At 25.4% G+C, this 17647-nt stretch carries 14 protein-coding genes, 2 tRNA genes and 1 other RNA gene; 13 read left to right on the forward strand and 4 right to left on the reverse strand.

The genetic code is table 11. The features are described from left to right. Positions 1–779: 779 nt before the first annotated feature. The 5 genes from HL033_RS00380 to HL033_RS00400 all read left to right on the forward strand — a co-directional run bounded on the left by HL033_RS00380 (position 780) and on the right by HL033_RS00400 (position 4654). Positions 780–1436: a hypothetical protein gene (locus HL033_RS00380; protein WP_218194144.1), complete on the forward strand. Its 657-nt coding sequence runs from the start codon at positions 780–782 to the stop codon at positions 1434–1436. Positions 1437–1535: 99 nt separating this feature from the next. Beyond that, positions 1536–1901 (forward strand): hypothetical protein, encoded by a 366-nt coding sequence (locus HL033_RS00385; protein WP_218194145.1) that lies wholly within the window; start codon positions 1536–1538, stop codon positions 1899–1901. Between the two features lie 151 nt (positions 1902–2052). After that, on the forward strand, positions 2053–2526 hold the full coding sequence (locus HL033_RS00390; protein WP_218194146.1) for a hypothetical protein: 474 nt from the start codon (positions 2053–2055) through the stop codon (positions 2524–2526). Between the two features lie 843 nt (positions 2527–3369). Further along, positions 3370–3933, forward strand: coding sequence for a hypothetical protein (locus HL033_RS00395; protein WP_218194147.1), 564 nt, complete (start codon positions 3370–3372; stop codon positions 3931–3933). Positions 3934–4183: 250 nt separating this feature from the next. Further along, complete coding sequence (locus tag HL033_RS00400; RefSeq protein WP_218194148.1) at positions 4184–4654, forward strand: hypothetical protein; 471 nt, start codon at positions 4184–4186, stop codon at positions 4652–4654. Positions 4655–6071: 1417 nt separating this feature from the next. On the opposite strand, the gene coaD is transcribed toward HL033_RS00400, so the two are convergent. Further along, positions 6072–6554: a pantetheine-phosphate adenylyltransferase gene (gene coaD / locus HL033_RS00405; protein WP_410522101.1), complete on the reverse strand. Its 483-nt coding sequence runs from the start codon at positions 6552–6554 to the stop codon at positions 6072–6074. Between the two features lie 190 nt (positions 6555–6744). Between coaD and HL033_RS00410 the strand changes: the two genes are divergently transcribed. The 7 genes from HL033_RS00410 to HL033_RS00440 all read left to right on the forward strand — a co-directional run bounded on the left by HL033_RS00410 (position 6745) and on the right by HL033_RS00440 (position 12091). After that, positions 6745–6820: transfer RNA gene (locus tag HL033_RS00410), tRNA-Phe, on the forward strand. A gap of 62 nt (positions 6821–6882) precedes the next feature. Further along, the gene (locus HL033_RS00415; protein WP_218194150.1) at positions 6883–7890 is read left to right on the forward strand and encodes a gamma-glutamyl-gamma-aminobutyrate hydrolase family protein; all 1008 of its coding nucleotides are present in this window, start codon (positions 6883–6885) and stop codon (positions 7888–7890) included. Positions 7891–8378: 488 nt separating this feature from the next. Continuing rightward, a complete protein-coding gene (proS, locus tag HL033_RS00420) occupies positions 8379–9665 on the forward strand; it encodes a proline--tRNA ligase (RefSeq protein ID WP_218194151.1) in 1287 nt (428 codons plus the stop codon). Next, positions 9662–10027, forward strand: a complete 366-nt coding sequence (locus HL033_RS00425; RefSeq protein ID WP_218194152.1) for a holo-[acyl-carrier-protein] synthase — start codon at positions 9662–9664, stop codon at positions 10025–10027. The genes proS and HL033_RS00425 overlap by 4 nt, the downstream gene beginning before the upstream one ends. Positions 10028–11130: 1103 nt before the next feature. Further along, positions 11131–11202: transfer RNA gene (locus HL033_RS00430), tRNA-Asn, on the forward strand. A gap of 57 nt (positions 11203–11259) precedes the next feature. Beyond that, positions 11260–11594, forward strand: a transfer-messenger RNA (tmRNA) gene (gene ssrA, locus HL033_RS00435). 29 nt (positions 11595–11623) lie between these two features. After that, complete coding sequence (locus HL033_RS00440; protein ID WP_218194153.1) at positions 11624–12091, forward strand: ClpXP protease specificity-enhancing factor SspB; 468 nt, start codon at positions 11624–11626, stop codon at positions 12089–12091. Positions 12092–12102: 11 nt separating this feature from the next. On the opposite strand, the gene HL033_RS00445 is transcribed toward HL033_RS00440, so the two are convergent. Next, positions 12103–12546: a hypothetical protein gene (locus HL033_RS00445; RefSeq protein WP_218194154.1), complete on the reverse strand. Its 444-nt coding sequence runs from the start codon at positions 12544–12546 to the stop codon at positions 12103–12105. 71 nt (positions 12547–12617) lie between these two features. Between HL033_RS00445 and HL033_RS00450 the strand changes: the two genes are divergently transcribed. Next, complete coding sequence (locus HL033_RS00450; protein ID WP_218194155.1) at positions 12618–12992, forward strand: DUF2793 domain-containing protein; 375 nt, start codon at positions 12618–12620, stop codon at positions 12990–12992. Positions 12993–13222: 230 nt separating this feature from the next. On the opposite strand, the gene topA is transcribed toward HL033_RS00450, so the two are convergent. Both topA and HL033_RS00460 read right to left on the reverse strand, forming a co-directional pair. Beyond that, the gene (gene topA, locus HL033_RS00455) at positions 13223–15667 is read right to left on the reverse strand and encodes a type I DNA topoisomerase (RefSeq protein ID WP_218194156.1); all 2445 of its coding nucleotides are present in this window, start codon (positions 15665–15667) and stop codon (positions 13223–13225) included. A 565-nt stretch (positions 15668–16232) separates the two neighbouring features. Then, positions 16233–17603, reverse strand: coding sequence for an NAD(P)H-hydrate dehydratase (locus tag HL033_RS00460; RefSeq protein ID WP_218194463.1), 1371 nt, complete (start codon positions 17601–17603; stop codon positions 16233–16235). Positions 17604–17647 lie beyond the last annotated feature (44 nt).

A 17647-nucleotide genomic window follows, 5' to 3' on the forward strand; every position in this document is an offset into this window, starting at 1 on the left:
CTTCATATATTAATTTTATCTTTGGATATTAAACATTAACTAAAAAAATAGGCAATATACTTAAATTATAAGAAGTTTTATTAACGATAAAGGTACAATTATGGAGAATTCTATTAACATACAGATTTAGTAATGAGTTCTTCAAAAATTTAGCAAAATCTAACTTTTTCTTTTTTTTATCTTTACAGCTATAATACAGTGCTGAATAATTACAAACATACCTAATAACAGAATAATTCTTCCTTTGAACTTATAAATAACAAGATCTATTTTATTAAAAATTCAAATAAGTTGAAAATAATTTTTCAATTAAATATCATAGAGTAATTTAAAAGTACACAATCCCATGTCCATAATTGTAAAACATGTAATTAAGTATAATGAATGCTAATATTAAAACAATAATAAATGTCAAGTGAAATGTAACTTTAATGCACTACAAAAAGCAAGAGATAATCTTTTATCTCACAATCAAATATCAGAAATGTCAAGTATCTTTCAAAGATATTCTGTTACGTTATTAACACTATATAAAGTTTTACTAGTAAAATTTTTTATATTAATACTTAATGCGTGCTCTGCTTTTATAACTAAATACCACTATAATTGCTTAAATTATAAGTATGATAACATATTAGATATAATATTTAAATTCCCAAAGATGCACTATGCTATCTTGAATAGAAAATATTATGATATATTAGTCACAATAAATCTTTGACAATATTTCTTAATAAAATTATAATATAATTATAATTAATATTAAACATAAAATAATTATGGCAAAAGTTTTAGTAATTAATATCTTTCATAATAACAAGTATAAAAAAATTATTAAGAAGATTTCTCTTACTCTTCCTTTGTCTAATTTATCATGTAATAACTTAGGTTTAGATGCTTATAATAATGAAACATCAAGTAATGCATTTGGCATGTTAAAAATAACTAAGAGTTATAAATCCCTTGTATCAAGTTATAGTCCACACGGAAAACACTTGCGTGCTGTAACTGCAACAAGTGATCTTTTTAGTATAAGTTGTTTTCATTGGCAATTTGCATTATATTATAATAATATATTAATTCGATATCATGGGTATTATAGTATACCACATTTTATACTATCATCACCTGTATATACAAAAGCATATATAAAAAATATAAGGGATGTTGTTATTAGTTATTCTCCATGTAATATAAAAATTAAAGTTGCAAAACAGAATAGTAAAGACTGCTATTATGGGCAGCAACCGCAAGATAATTTATTAACTATGCCATTAAATACCCTCAATGATATGTCATCTAAGCAAATAGATAATGTACCATTAGCAAAAACCACTTCTCTCCCTGAAACAATCATTACTAATAATGTAACCATAGAACATTTTTATAACAATGAAAATAACAAACATGTTACTACATTAAGGTGTATGGTTTAAGCTTGACCTTTCCCCCCTGCCCTGCTACTTTATAAACTATAAAAATTATTATAGCTATATCATACAAACTTAGATCACTTACTAAATATTGATAAAGGTTTGCTCCCTTATTATAAATTTATTGATAAAGATATACTCACTGATTCTAAATTCCTTTTTTATAAATCTGGTGCTATACATGACATATATTCTATCCATTGGAAATTTAGTATATTTAACGACAAATTTTCTATTACATATTGTGGAACATATGACAATGAACTAATATGTCAAAAAGAAACTATTTACTATTCCTGTAAATTTAAACATATACCTGCTAGAGAAGCTGCTGATATTAATTATACTCCTTTGACAAAAGTAAAATTTAATATTTTCAATCCATCATCAAAATTATATCACATTAAGAGCATTGATATGAAAGAGGATTTATATGGAGAAGGATTCTCCTACCATATATCATGCTAATCTCAAAGTTATATCATCTTTTAAGAAACTTAATAAATATCTCATAAAATGTCATTATAAGTTATTAATAAGTTATTAAATTTTTATTGAAGTGTATAGTAATAAGGTTTATAATTTTTATATTATAATCTTAATAGTAAATCATGATAATATGACAAAAGTTCTATTAATTTATCTAAAAAATGAAAATTACAACAAAACTCTAACATTACCTTTCCCCCCCCCCTGCTACTTTATAAACTATAAAAATTATTATAAGCTATATCATACAAACTTAGATCACTTACTAAATATTGATAAAGGTTTGCTTTCTTTTGATGCTAGATTCAATGATAAAAATTACTGTTACTTAAATTGGAAATTTTTTATACTTAATGACACATTGTCCGTTAAATATTATGGAACAATATATGATAATAAGATAGCACATGCACAAGAAACTATTTACTATTCCTGTAAATTTAAACATATACCTGCTAGAGAAGCTGCTGATATTAATTATACTCCTTTGACAAAAGTAAAATTTAATGTTTTCAATCCATCATCAAAATTATATCACATTAAGAGCATTGATATGAAAGAGGATTTATATGGAGAAGGATTCTCCTACCATATATCATGCTAATCTCAAAGTTATATCATCTTTTAAGAAACTTAATAAATATCTCATAAAATGTCATTATAGTTATTAATAAGTAAAAAAATAAAATTCTATTAAAAATACTTACCTTTATTAGCTCTTTATTCCCTACAAATAATAAAAATATAATATCATTCAAATTTAAAATTTAGACCCCTAATAATTCACTATATATGCTTGTAATTGACAATACTTACAATCTTTCCACCAAACTTTTAATATATGAATTACATATAAATCAAAAAATACCATATTTATTAAATAACTTTTTTATCAATCTAACAGACCTATAATTCTAAAATTTAAGAATACCTAAACTAAATTTTATTAAAATATAATAGTAATTTCTAAATATAAAATAACCCTTTTATTAATTAGCAAAAAAATTCCTTAATTGTAGTATTAATACCTATATCCTATAAAAAAATAGTAAAATGCAATCCTATAATGCTTTAATTTATTGTCTCTTCTTATTTTATAATTCATTATGAATAATAATTATTATTACATAACTTTCAATTAAAGCTTTTTATAAAAATCTTTTATTAATAAGATTAAATACTATTTCATAGCTATTTATACAATAAATTATAGAAAACAGTATCAAGTCATGTTACATAATTTAATACTAGTAACCCAGAAAAGTAAATTTAGTAAAAAGATACATCAGTAGCTTTGTTTACTATAGTTTATCTTAAGATTACTCTTATAAATACATAAAATATTTTATAAAAAAAACCTATAATCATTAAAATTGCAATAATTTTTATTTACATAACACAATGAAATAAATTACACTAAGTATAGTTAAGGATAAGGTATAATTAAATGGTAAGAACTCTATCATTATCACTAAATGCACACTACAATAAAAATTTTACTATATCACTGCCTAAAGTAATAACACAAAACAATGTTGATAAATATAGATGTTCATTACTTATGAAATTTATGACAAATAATTGTGCTCAGCAATTGCATTATTATTCACCACTTATAGAACCATCTTTGATATCATCACAATATGATTCTTACTATATATTACAATCTTATGGATTAATAAATTTAAAAAATTGTCATGATATGAAAGATAATGCTATTAATTGTACATTTATGTTATCAAATAATAAATTATCAATTCAATGCTCTTTTACATGGCATATTAACACTAATGAACATGCATATATTACAGATATACTTAAACTTCAACCTAATATAAATATAAATATTAGAAATTTAGAGAATTATTACAATTATTACCATGCATCTGACATAAATGTCTCAACTGTCTCTGACTATCTCTCCCCCTCCTCATCAATTAATAATCCTATAGCAAGACATGCCTTACATAAAAAATATTCTACTACTTTAAGAATTAATTTATCATGCTAACGTATATTTATTACAAAGATCTACCAATATAGTTTCCACACTCAACACAATGCCTACAAATTAAACTTAGGGTAGCTTTTGCATTTTATGCATTTATATACATATATTATATATAATTCTACGGTAATTAAATATGATACAATTTTCATTAATATATAAAAATATACAATATTTTAGCAAGACATACGCATTCTATAAAAGATATCAATCTATAAATACAAGCTTTAATAATATTAGGCATTTTTCTTGTATGCCAAATAAAAATTCCTATATTAATCATAATCATAATAATAAACTAATAAAGGGACTATCAATAGATCTTAAAAGCGGTCAGTATAATAATAACTTTACATTACTTTTTCCTAATGACTGCAATTATACTCCTCAATCACATAATTATAAATACTATTTCCGTATAATTAATAATTCATCAAATACTTGGCAGTGGGAATGTAGAATAACCAATAGCAATTTTTCGTTTAAATGTTGCAATAACCTACATCTTAGTGATAATGATATTAAAGAAATTATTGAAAATAATTCCATAATTGAAGTAACTCTTCAACCGAAGAATATATTACAAATCAGTCAACATCACATACAAACAACTTCTAATTCTAACATAAGTCAAAATAGTGTTACTACATTATATCCTAACACACAATTAAATGATATTAAAACAGATAAGATATATAATATCATCTGCTTATTACCATCATAATATGCTTTACTCAATGTTCCTACACTAATATAAATATGTTTATTATGTTAACTTATAAAAAACTATGTCACATTAATAGTATTTTATTACTATATAAACTGTCATAGCATTTAATGCATAATCTACATTACTTTTTCATATAAACATCTTATACTTATATATAAGTGCCATATTTGAATTCAATATTTGACCATAATCAAAATATCAATTCTAATATTGCAAATTGTACATCACTAATCAATTTGTACAATTATATAAAAAATATTACAATAATAAAAAGTCTATAGATGAATAAGTCTTGTAATAATCTTATCAAGCAATACTCTCGATAGTACTTGCACACTCATATTTTTATAATAAAAAAAGCGTATGTAAAAATATTATCTATTTTCTTTTTCCAACTAAAAATATTATTGACTATCAAATAAATTACTTTTCACAATAACTTATCATAAATTATTAACTGTTGTTCCAGTTCAGCATTTTAATCAAACTACTCCTAAATATACCGAAACAAGTTTGGTTTAAAAAAAAGCATAACAACTTATAAAACATAAATCACTTAATTATAACAAATAAAGTTATTTCAATAAATGTTCAAGAATTCAATTAAATCATACTTTCTTTACAATTTTAAATACCTTTGTAACATTAATAAAATTAACTTTAATATAAAATAATAAATAATAAAGATTCCAATTTATTTATTAATTACGTAGGTAATTAGTAAATTATTATTCAGAATACTAGAGATAAAATTGAATGTGAATTATATAATTCGTAAAAAAAAATTTTCTAATTTACTTTAAATATATCAGACTTTCAATATTATACAAAAAATTTAAAATAACTTTCAACAGTATAAAAAATCTTAAATATAGGATTAATTATACTATTCACTCATTAATATAAAAATATTAAATAATTAAAAAATTTATAATTTCATTCAAAAGTCCTTGTAATTCATGATATTCATTTTTACAAAAGAAAATTTTACTTAATGAAAATATTCTATTATTGATTATTTAATAAGAGGGGATAAATATCTTGTGACATTGTATATTTAAAAATAAATTTTAATGAATCTATACCTGTTAAATGTTACTTATTTATTTTTTCTGTTATTGTTTAATGCTATTTATTTATTAGTGCAAATTTATGCACAATAACTCATTATGTATAATTCCTAATATAATTATAGAATTTTGCATTAAAGGTATATTAAATAATAAATTAACAACTCCTTTTAATATATCAACAGCAATAAATCAAACCACAAGAACTTATAAAATCACTACTCACTTTAACTAAAACTATAATAAATACAGCAAATAATCCAATTTATTAACGAAATTAATAATAGAATACTAAAAATCAATATAATATATAAAAGCACATTGATTTTTAAATAACATGATTACTCATTATAAACCTCTTTTAAATATTTTTGAACATTATAAGGTACAAACATATCAACATTCCCTCCCAATCTAGCAATTTCCTTAACAAATTTAGATGAAATAAATTGCGTATCTTCAGAAGCAGGTAAAAAAATTGTTTCTACTTTTGATGTAATTTTATAATTTATCCAACTCATTTGAAATTCATAATCAAAATCAGATATAGCCCTCAATCCCCTAATTATAACAAAAGCTTTTTTTTCTTGTGCAAAATAAGTCAATAATCCATTAAAAACTATAACCTCTACATCAATATTTAAAGTTCTCATTTCATGAATTATCATTTTTGCACGCATTTCAGCTGAAAAAATAGTCTTTTTATTAGCATCTTTTGCTACTCCGATAACTAACTTATCAACTAATTTACAAGCTCTTTTTATGATATCTATATGACCAAAAGTTACAGGATCAAAAGTTCCAGGATATATTCCTACTCGCATAATCATTTACTTTATTATTTTAAAAAAAATATACTACAATAATATAAAACTTAATACATTATTTTTGATTTTTGCTTGAAGATGATAATTTATGTTATATAATAACCAATTATACATAATAATAATAATAATAATAATAAATAATAAATCTTTATTTACGATGTTTTGTGTTATATGACAATGAATGTACGGCTTGATAGCTCAGTTGGTAGAGCAAAGGACTGAAAATCCTTGTGTCGTTGGTTCAATTCCAACTCAGGCCACCATCACAGTAGTATTGTGTATTATTTATGTTTTTTTTAGATAAGGTAATAATAAGGTAATAATAATGAAGTATTGCTTTCAGCTTTTTTCTCTCATTTTAACTCTTATGATAGCACTTACATGCTATAATTTTGCAAGTGCAAATAACCTTTATACTAACAATAGAGCAATTGTTGGGTTTTTACAAACTAAAAGTGAAACTTACCCTAATGAGCTAACGTTTTCACATAATATTACTGAAATGCTTACTGTATTAGGAGCAGAAGTCATACGCATTGATTACAATACTATTGTAGATTTTACACAAATTAAAGGTCTAGAATCAAGTACACCACAAGTTACTCTTCCAAAAGAGGAATCAAAAAAAATTAAAAATATTGTACTTAAATTCTTACAAGATAACAAAATTAATAGAATTCTCATACCAGGAAATTATTACAATGTAGATACAGATCCTTATCCACCTACTCCTAATCGTCAATTAATTACCAATGCATTAGTTGAAATAGCGCATGAAAATCCTAAAATACACATTATGGGAATATGTGGTGGTCTTCAAGGTATAATGCATGCACTTGGAATAGAAATAATTAGGGTACATAAGATTATGCAATCCAACAGATCTGCTGATACTCATAGCATATCAAATCCTGATCCACACGCAAAAGAAGTAGCATTACATAAATTACAAGTTATACCAAATAGTAAGCTAGCATCTGTCATTTCAAAACATGTAACTCCTGATGAAAATGGATGGTTATCATTATATTTTCCAGATGCACACGGAGGGGTTATAAATAATAATAAAGAAAATATTGATAAGTTAAAATCATTAGGGTATGAGGTAGTAGGTTTTTCTGATAGCGGTATTATAGAAGTAATAGAAGATACAAATGGTAATATTCATTTCCAGGATCATCCAGAGGGACTGCTAATTAATGCATTACAAGATCTTAGCATTTTGAATATTGACAAAATAAAAGATAATGTCAGCAAGGATGACCATAGAAAACGCTATGAAGCGGCACTATCAGCTATTGCTATTATGCATCATTTTTTATATCGTGAATGATGTTGTATGGTTATGTGACAAATACTATTATTAGTATAATTGTGTATTCAATTAGAAAAATTAATATCTATTATTTATTAAACCTATCTTCAATTTAATTTATATTTTAGAAAAACCTTATAGAACCTAAAATTAAATCAATTAAAGAATAATAATTCTTCAATTCATATATTAAATATGTTCTTTAGTATTAAAAAATAAATCACTATCCTATGACACATAATATAAATTATGTACGCAACATATCATTCTATGTACATTTATAACATATTAATGCAAAATGTTATTATACCATTTTAATCTATTACTAAATACATAGATTATTGCAAATTTTTCATTTAATTTAAATTAATATGAAAATGTTCCTTCACAAATTAAGTTAAAAACATTTCAGTTTTTACACAATTTTATGTAAAATTTGCCTTTATACTATTCTTGACTATGCAAAGTTTATGTGTTACTTTTGGTAAAATTTGCCTTATTTTGCAATGCGCTTATCAAGCTATTATATTCCAACTTTAAAAGAAGTTTCTTCGGATATTACTGCAGTTTCTCATAAATATTCACTAAGGGCTGGTCTAATAAAACAAGTGGCTTCCGGTATTTATTCTTGGTTACCATTAGGATTAAAAGTCTTACAAAATATAGAAAATATAATTAGACATGAGATAATGAAGATAGGATACTTAGAAATGCTTATGCCATCTATGCAGCCTGCAGACCTATGGAAAGAATCAGGACGATATAATAATTATGGCCTAGAAATGTTACGTATACAAGATCGTAATAATAGGGAACTTGTTTTTGGACCTACTCATGAAGAAGTTATGACTGATCTTGCAAGGTCAACTTTAAAAAGTTATAAGGATCTTCCTTGCTATTTATATCAAATTCAATGGAAATTTCGTGATGAACTACGTCCAAGATATGGAATAATGCGCAGTAGAGAATTCTTAATGAAGGATGCATACAGTTTTGATAAAGATATTAATGGTGCAATAAAATCCTATAATAATATGTTCAAGGCATATATAAAAATCTTTAAAAAAATGGGATTAACTCCTATTGCAGTTAAAGCTAATAGCGGTGCTATAGGTGGAACATTAAGTCATGAATTTCACATATTAGCAAACACTGGAGAAAGTACTTTATATTATGATAAGCAAGTGCTAGATTTAATAAACGATGATAATGTTAATATAAATCATATAAAAGATATATATACAGCAACTGATGAAATACATGACAAAAAATCATGTAATACATTATCAGAAAATTTAAAAATTAGTAAAGGTATAGAAGTTGGTCACATTTTCTATCTAGGAGATAGATACTCATCACAAATGAATGCAACATTCTACGATAACAATGTCAATAACCATTATATTCAAATGGGATGCTATGGTATAGGAATATCAAGATTAATAGGAGCAATTATCGAAACCAATCATGACGATAAAGGTATTAAATGGCCAGAATCAGTAGCTCCATTTAAATTTGGTTTAATTAACTTATGCATAAACAGTAATGGTAAGCATATTTCTGAACATATACACCAGCTATACGAAAATAATATATTATATGATGATACATATGATAGTGCTGGTATCAAATTTGCAAGAATGGATTTAATAGGTCTACCATGGCAAATAATTATTGGTAAATCAGTTATAAGTGATAATGTTGTAGAATTAAAAAATCGTGCAACAGGAACCATAACAAAAATTAATATAAATCAAATAACACAAGCATTTTTAGACAAAAAAATAATATGATAATAGGAATAGGGACAGATATTGTTTATATACCTAGGATTTTAGCTTTATGGGAAAAATTCGGTGATAAATTTATCAACAGAATATTCTCTTCTAAAGAAATACAGGATAGTTATAATTACAATATATATGAAGCAAAAATTAATCATTTTGCAAAAAGATTTGCTGCAAAAGAAGCATATATAAAAGCTATTGGAAAAGGATTTAGCAAGCAAATAGCAATGAAAAATATAATTATATATAACAATAATTATGGAAAACCATACATTAAATCACCTTGTAGTTGTGATCATATAATAGAATTATCACTCAGCGATGATAATGATTATGCCATGGCTTTTGTAATATTACACACAAAATAAAATACATACATTCTTTTTTTTTAAAGACAAAGCCATTAATATAAAATTATTTATGTTTCACACAATAGAAAAATTATAAATATCAATAATAAATAATTTTTTATTATAAATTATGTATAAACTGATAATATTCATTAAGTTAAAAGAACAGTAAAAATATATTGCGGAACAAAAAAAATACAAATATTATTTAGTTGCTATAATATGCTATTATAAATGATATTTTCAATCCATCATCAAAATTATATCACATTAAGAGCATTGATATCATCTTTTAAGAAACTTAATAAATATCTCATAAAATGTCATTATAGTTATTAATAAGTAAAAAAATAAAATTCTATTAAAAATACTTACCTTTATTAGCTCTTTATTCCCTACAAATAATAAAAATATAATATCATTCAAATTTAAAATTTAGACCCCTAATAATTCACTATATATGCTTGTAATTGACAATACTTACAATCTTTCCACCAAACTTTTAATATATGAATTACATATAAATCAAAAAATACCATATTTATTAAATAACTTTTTTATCAATCTAACAGACCTATAATTCTAAAATTTAAGAATACCTAAACTAAATTTTATTAAAATATAATAGTAATTTCTAAATATAAAATAACCCTTTTATTAATTAGCAAAAAAATTCCTTAATTGTAGTATTAATACCTATATCCTATAAAAAAATAGTAAAATGCAATCCTATAATGCTTTAATTTATTGTCTCTTCTTATTTTATAATTCATTATGAATAATAATTATTATTACATAACTTTCAATTAAAGCTTTTTATAAAAATCTTTTATTAATAAGATTAAATATTTAGGTACTAATATTTCAAACAATATATATTATCAAATAAAAGATAGATATATTCGTTAAAATAAATGATTCATGTAAAAAAATTTATATCTATACAATTCAGCACAATTAAATTACGCAATAAACAACTAATTGTACCTACAATAGCTTATATAAAAATACATACTACGCTTATAATTATAATATGCATTATAATGCTATTTAGTAAAACATATAAGTTTTTGTTGCATACAACAAATATAAAATGTATATTACATAAGGTATTTTATTTTTCCTCGGTAGCTCAGTGGTAGAGCAATTGGCTGTTAACCAACAGGTCGCTGGTTCGAATCCGGCCCGGGGAGCTTTACTTTTCTATAAATTATTGCATTGTAGAGTTTAGGTCTTTTTATATATAGAATTATCTTGACATCATAAAAATTTTCTTGTAAAATTCAAGCGTGGTTTTTTTTTATCCACTATGGCAATAAAAACTTCTTAGAATAAATGTATTGGACCCGAGGGCAGTGCTCGGCATCTCCACATTTTTTAAGGGGATGAAACAGGATTGACATGCATAGTAAAGGGGAATGTTGTTGCTCGGTGAGAATACAGCCGTAAATGTTCAAAATTATAAGTGCAAACGACAATATCGTTGCTGCTAATGATAACTATAGCTACGCTAATTTAGCAGCTGCTTAGTAATCTTTTAGCGCGGTTTTTACGAAGGTTAACCGGGCAACAGAAAAACTTTCGTATGATTATTTATTGAAGCATAAGGCTTATATGAACAACACAATAAATTATCGTCAATTAATATACAACTCTATGTGCAATATTATAAAAGAAGCTATTAGTACTTTTGCTAATCAAGAATATTATAAACAAATTCATATTGCTGTAACCTTATCAACAAAATATAAAGGTGTTGTTTTACCTGAATATATAAAAGAAAGCTACCCTGATATTATTACTTTAATAATACAACATCAGTTTCGTAACCTTAAGGTTAATGATAATGATTTTAGTGTCATACTAAGTTTCAAGGGAAAAGATGAAAATGTTATTGTACCCTTTAAATCTATTACTAAGTATGTAGATTTATTAGCCAATTTTTCCTTAGATTTAAATCAATATGAAAATATTCACTCACAAATTAATGAAGAAGTTAAAAAAGAATCAACTAATACTAATAATATTTCACGTACTTCCCAAGATAACATAATATTTATAGATAATTTCCGTAAAAATTAACAATTTTTTACTTATTTTTTATTCGTTATTGGAAAAGACTGTGATTGATTTTTTAAGTAATTTACCGATTGTTGTGATAAATCTTTTGAATCAATCAAATTACATTTAAATTTTGACAATTCTTCCTTAGAAGATTGAGGCAAGGATATATAATACTGTTGCTTTACTAACACAATATATTTTAAGTTACGTACATAATAATCATATGTTATTGGAAAAGCATCCAGTTTTGCATAAAAATCTGTAATTTGTAGATTACAAGGTAACATTTTATATTTTATTTCACCTACTCTATTATAAGCAATGATGCGCAGTTTATCACCATATCTATGGTAATTATGTTTGATAACTTGCAATTCATGTTCTTCTTCCGGTATAAGCTTATTATTCACAAATAAACTTGCATTAGATAAGGTTGTACACAATAAAACAATAATAAATACAATGTACTTCATATTTTAGTCATTAGAAAGTTATTCACGTAAAAAATAGTACAATACAAAAGTTAACATTATATAAGGTATATATGCAGCACTCTACAAACCTAAAATTTAATTTAATATTACAAAACCAGTCTCAAAAAGAGATCACCGTTAATGAAGCACTTATTAAAATTGACGCTTTAATGAATAATTGTGTATTAAGATTATACTCTAATAACCATATTAATCCTCCTAAATCAGGTGATATGTATATCATTGGCAATAATCCAACTACGCAAGAGTGGATTAATAAACCATATTACGTTACTTATTATTATGTAAATAATTGGTACTTCATAAAACCACAAACAGGATTAACATTATGGATTAAAGAAAAAAATCAGCTATACACTTATGTAGAAAATAAATGGATACCTAGCAAATGGATTAAAGAAAAAATCAGCTATACACTTATGTAGAAAATAAATAGTAAACAAAGATAACATGTTAATCAGTAATACTATTACTAAAATAGTAAATTAATTATGCTCACTATATTACTTGCTACACAAATACTCAAGACAAACTATAAAAATAGGATGAACTATCTAAATGAAACAAATACAAACACATAAAATAATGAAAATCCATAAAGTATTTACTAAGGTACAACAATTTACAATATTTTACATAAAAATATTATTTTTTATTACAGCTTACTACTAATTAACTTTATAGCATCTGATAAATCTATATTTTCAGTATCATTTTTAAGAGCAACATTTATTTTATCACACTTTAAATAAAATCCATATCTACCTTTACAAATATATATTTCTTTACCTGTTTTTTCATATATTCCTATAAATTTTGCTTTCTTACTTAAATCATTATCAATGATAGTAATAGCTTCCTCAAGAGTAAGGTTAAAAAAATCTTCTCTGTTTTTAATCGAAAAATATTTATTTTGGTATAAAATATATGCACCAAATTTTCCAATGCCTATTTTTATTTCTTGTTGCGTTTCTGGATAGCACCCTAAATTTATAGGTAAAGATATAATTTTCTTTGCCACATCAAAACTTATATTTTGTATATTTTTTGGTATAGCAACACGTTTACTATTCTTATCATCACCTAATTGTAAATACATTCCATAAGGACCTTTCTTAAGATATATTTCCTTACCTGTTACATCATCAATACCTAAACCCTTAGGTATTATTTCATCTTCATCACAATAATAATCATTATCACCTATACCTTTAACATATTTACATTCTGGATACTTAGAACAACCTAAAAACATTCCCTTTCTATTAAGATTTAACACCAATTCTCCATCCATACATGTAGGACACTTTTTATTAATTGTACCATCTTGATTACGAGTAAAAATATAATTTTCCATACTGTTAGTCACAGATTTTAGTATTTCACCAAATTCTATGTTTTTCACTGAATTAATATTCTCTATAAAAGCACCCCAAAATTGCTTTAATACCTCTTTCCAATTCATTCTACCATTAGAAATTAAATCTAGTTCTTCTTCAAGATTAGCAGTGAAATCATATTTTACATAACGACTAAAAAAATTTATTAAAAAAATATTTACAATTCTTCCACGTTCACTAGGAATAAATTTCTTATTTTTTAAAAAAGCATACCCTCTATCTTGTAAAACAGAAATAATAGATGCATAAGTTGAAGGACGACCAATACCTATTTCTTCCATTTTTTTTACTAAGCTTGCTTCAGTATATCTAGGAGGAGGTTGAGTAAAATGCTGAACTGGAGTAACAGTTAATAATTTACAATGATCTCCTACTTCCAACACTGGCAAAGTTTTTCTTATATCTTCATTATCACTATAAGCCTTATAATATCCATCAAAATAAAGGGCTGAACCCACTGCATGAAGAATTACCATTGCATCTTTTGATTGAACACTTACCACAACTTGATTAATAACAGCAGATTCCATTTGACTAGCAATAGCTCTCTTCCAAATAAGCTCATATAGCTTAAATTGTTCATTTGTTAAATATTTTTCTATGCTACTGGGAGTAATAGTAATATTTGTAGGCCTTATTGCTTCATGAGCTTCTTGAGCATTTTTAACTTTTTTTACATACTTACGTATAGACTTTGACAAATACTTTTCTCCAAAATAAGACACAATCATATCTCTAATGCTATTTACTGCTTCATCAGCAATATAGAACCCATCCGTACGCATATATGTAATTAACCCTACTATTTCACCTCCTATATCTATACCCTCATATAATTTTTGAGCTGTCATCATAGTGCTCTTTGCAGAAAATCCAAGCTTTGTTGATGCTTCTTGCTGTAAACTTGATGTAATAAATGGAGGATAAGGATTACGCTTAACTTGCTTATTTTCAACACTTACAACATAGTAATCTTTTCCTTTTACAATATCTGACAATTCTTGTGCTTTTTCATCACTTTGAATATCAAACTTCTCAAACTTATGACCATCATAATATTTTAAAAACATAGAAAATTTATCTCCACATTCATTTTGGAGCTCTACATCAATACTCCAATACTCCTGTATAACAAATTTTTCTACTTCATCTTCTTTATCACAAATAAGCCTCAATGCTACTGATTGTACTCGTCCTGCAGATCTACTTCCTGGTAATTTGCGCCATAATACAGGAGATAATGTAAATCCTACCAAATAATCTAATGCCCTACGGGCTTGTTGTGCATATACAAGATCCATATTTATATTTCTAGTATTACTGATAGCAGAAGTTATTGCTTTTTTAGTAACTTCATTAAAAATCATTCTAGCAACACGCACATTATCATTAATAGCATTTCTTTCCTTTAATACCTCTATAATATGCCAAGCTATTGCTTCTCCTTCACGATCTGGATCTGTTGCAAGATATATTTCTTTTGTTTCATTACTAACAACCTGCACCATTTTATTAACATATTTTTCTGAATTTTTTATAATTTCATACACCATAGCAAAATCTTTATTAGGATTTACAGACCCATTTTTTGCAGGAAAATCCCTTATATGTCCAAATGATGCTATTACTTTAACTTTATTTCCTAAATATTTACTAATAGTTTTTGCTTTTGAAGGAGATTCTACAATAACAACGCTCATTTGATACCTAAATGTAACCTCAACTAGAATAGAGTTAATATTATAAAATAATGCTTTTGAAAAGAATTTTTACTAAAAAAGCATGCTACCATATACTTATAATCAGTAAAATATTACACAGTATATTATTTAGTTATAGATTATAAATATTCTTTAAAGTCATCATATATTCCATTAACATATTAAATTCATCACATAACATCAAACATAAATTTAAAGTAAAAATACTTTTATGGTAGAAATTATTTTAAATGTCATCAAAAACAACATAATACACAAGCATTATATATTATAATATGCTTAAATGTTCTATAAAAAATTAATTATCTTGATATTGACCACAATTAATATGCAAAATATTTTTACATTCTACAATCAATTCATTTCCTATTAAAAATAGACATATCCTAATTCCATGTTACAAGACTTACTTATTTTAATAATGCTCCCACATTGCTGGATTCTAATGTAATTTATTGCATTCGTGCTTAGAACACAAGAGATAATATTGGATTCATAATAAGTAAATTCTGTAATTAGATATGCTTTAACCTTAAATATATCATTAATAGAAAGCACTTAAAACAACAGGAATTTGCATTATAAGATCATCTGCAATAAGTCCATAAGCATATTTTTTTCCACATTCACTATGTACCCATACTCCACAACAAGCAGCTAAAAAAGGATCCATTCCACAAGATACAAGTCCTGTTATTATTCCTGATAATACATCCCCGCTACCCATTGTTGCTAAAGTACAATTAGCATTATTATTAATTGATATTCTTCCATCAGGTGCAGCAATTACTGTATCATGACCTTTAAGAACAATTATTGCTTTGGATATTGCAGATGCTTTTTTAGCTTTTTCTAACGTATTACCAGTTAATTCAGGAAATATACGCTTAAACTCCCCTTCATGAGGTGTCATAATTACATTATCTTTTATACATGAAAAAAGCGTTTGTTGATCATCACAAAAAATTGATATTGAATCTGCATCTATAATGCAATTACTTTTACTTAACGCTTTTATAGTACGCTCTTTTACACATTTACTCAATCCACATCCTGGACCTATCAATATTGCATTAATCCTTTCATCATCTATTACATCATCATATAATTTATACATTATTGCCGTTAAAGAGCTAGCATATAACGCTATTGCATTGCTATCGCAAGCAATTGTCACAATTCCTGCCCCTGCTCTTAATGCAGACATAGCTGCAAGTTTACTAGCTCCTACAGATTTATTATCTATTGAGCATACTATAGCATAACCTCTATTATATTTATTAGATTTGTAATTCAACTTTGGAAGATGCTCTTTCCATAGTAAGGGAGAATTGTGATATACTGCTGATCCGTTATATTTTAATCCAATATCTGAAATACAAACTTTTCCCGAATAATGCTTGCCTGGAGATATCATGTGCCCTAACTTAAGATAAGAAAAAGTAACTGTTAGATTAGCAAATAGTGCAGCACCCATTATTTCCCCACTATCACTATTTATACCACTAGGTACATCAACAGCAACTACTATCTTATTGCTTTGATTAATATAACTCACAACACCCAATAAGCTACCACAAATAGGTCGAGTTAATCCTGTACCAAAAATTGCATCTACAATTAACGATGAATCATCTCGCTTTAAATTTTCTTCAGATATTATATCACAGCTATTTATGCTTTTACCGTAATACATAACCTTCACTTGCCAGCCTTCTGATTGGAGATACTTGGCTGCAACATATCCATCTTTTCCATTATTTCCAGGACCACATAAAACTAATACCTTTTGTTTAAAAAAGCGATTTATAATTTCCTTAGCAACCGCTAATCCAGCTCTTTCAATTAACGTATTAACACTTACTCCTGAAGCATTCTCTGCAATAACACATTGTTTTGTATTTAATACTAACAGCTCAACCCCCTCTAAAAAATAAGACGACTATACCATAGGATATT

Origin of the sequence: Neoehrlichia mikurensis (assembly GCF_019186785.1) — a bacterium.
Taxonomy (GTDB): Bacteria; Pseudomonadota; Alphaproteobacteria; order Rickettsiales; family Anaplasmataceae; genus Neoehrlichia; species Neoehrlichia mikurensis.

Coding starts and splice junctions, on each gene's coding strand:
- coaD (WP_410522101.1), bottom strand. CDS start 6,554: ATGCGAGTAGGAATATATCCTGGAACTTTTGATCCTGTAACTTTTGGT.
- HL033_RS00415 (WP_218194150.1), top strand. CDS start 6,883: ATGAAGTATTGCTTTCAGCTTTTTTCTCTCATTTTAACTCTTATGATA.
- HL033_RS00395 (WP_218194147.1), top strand. CDS start 3,370: ATGGTAAGAACTCTATCATTATCACTAAATGCACACTACAATAAAAAT.
- proS (WP_218194151.1), top strand. CDS start 8,379: ATGCGCTTATCAAGCTATTATATTCCAACTTTAAAAGAAGTTTCTTCG.
- HL033_RS00425 (WP_218194152.1), top strand. CDS start 9,662: ATGATAATAGGAATAGGGACAGATATTGTTTATATACCTAGGATTTTA.
- HL033_RS00440 (WP_218194153.1), top strand. CDS start 11,624: ATGAACAACACAATAAATTATCGTCAATTAATATACAACTCTATGTGC.
- HL033_RS00450 (WP_218194155.1), top strand. CDS start 12,618: ATGCAGCACTCTACAAACCTAAAATTTAATTTAATATTACAAAACCAG.
- HL033_RS00390 (WP_218194146.1), top strand. CDS start 2,053: ATGACAAAAGTTCTATTAATTTATCTAAAAAATGAAAATTACAACAAA.
- HL033_RS00380 (WP_218194144.1), top strand. CDS start 780: ATGGCAAAAGTTTTAGTAATTAATATCTTTCATAATAACAAGTATAAA.
- HL033_RS00400 (WP_218194148.1), top strand. CDS start 4,184: ATGCCAAATAAAAATTCCTATATTAATCATAATCATAATAATAAACTA.
- HL033_RS00445 (WP_218194154.1), bottom strand. CDS start 12,546: ATGAAGTACATTGTATTTATTATTGTTTTATTGTGTACAACCTTATCT.
- topA (WP_218194156.1), bottom strand. CDS start 15,667: ATGAGCGTTGTTATTGTAGAATCTCCTTCAAAAGCAAAAACTATTAGT.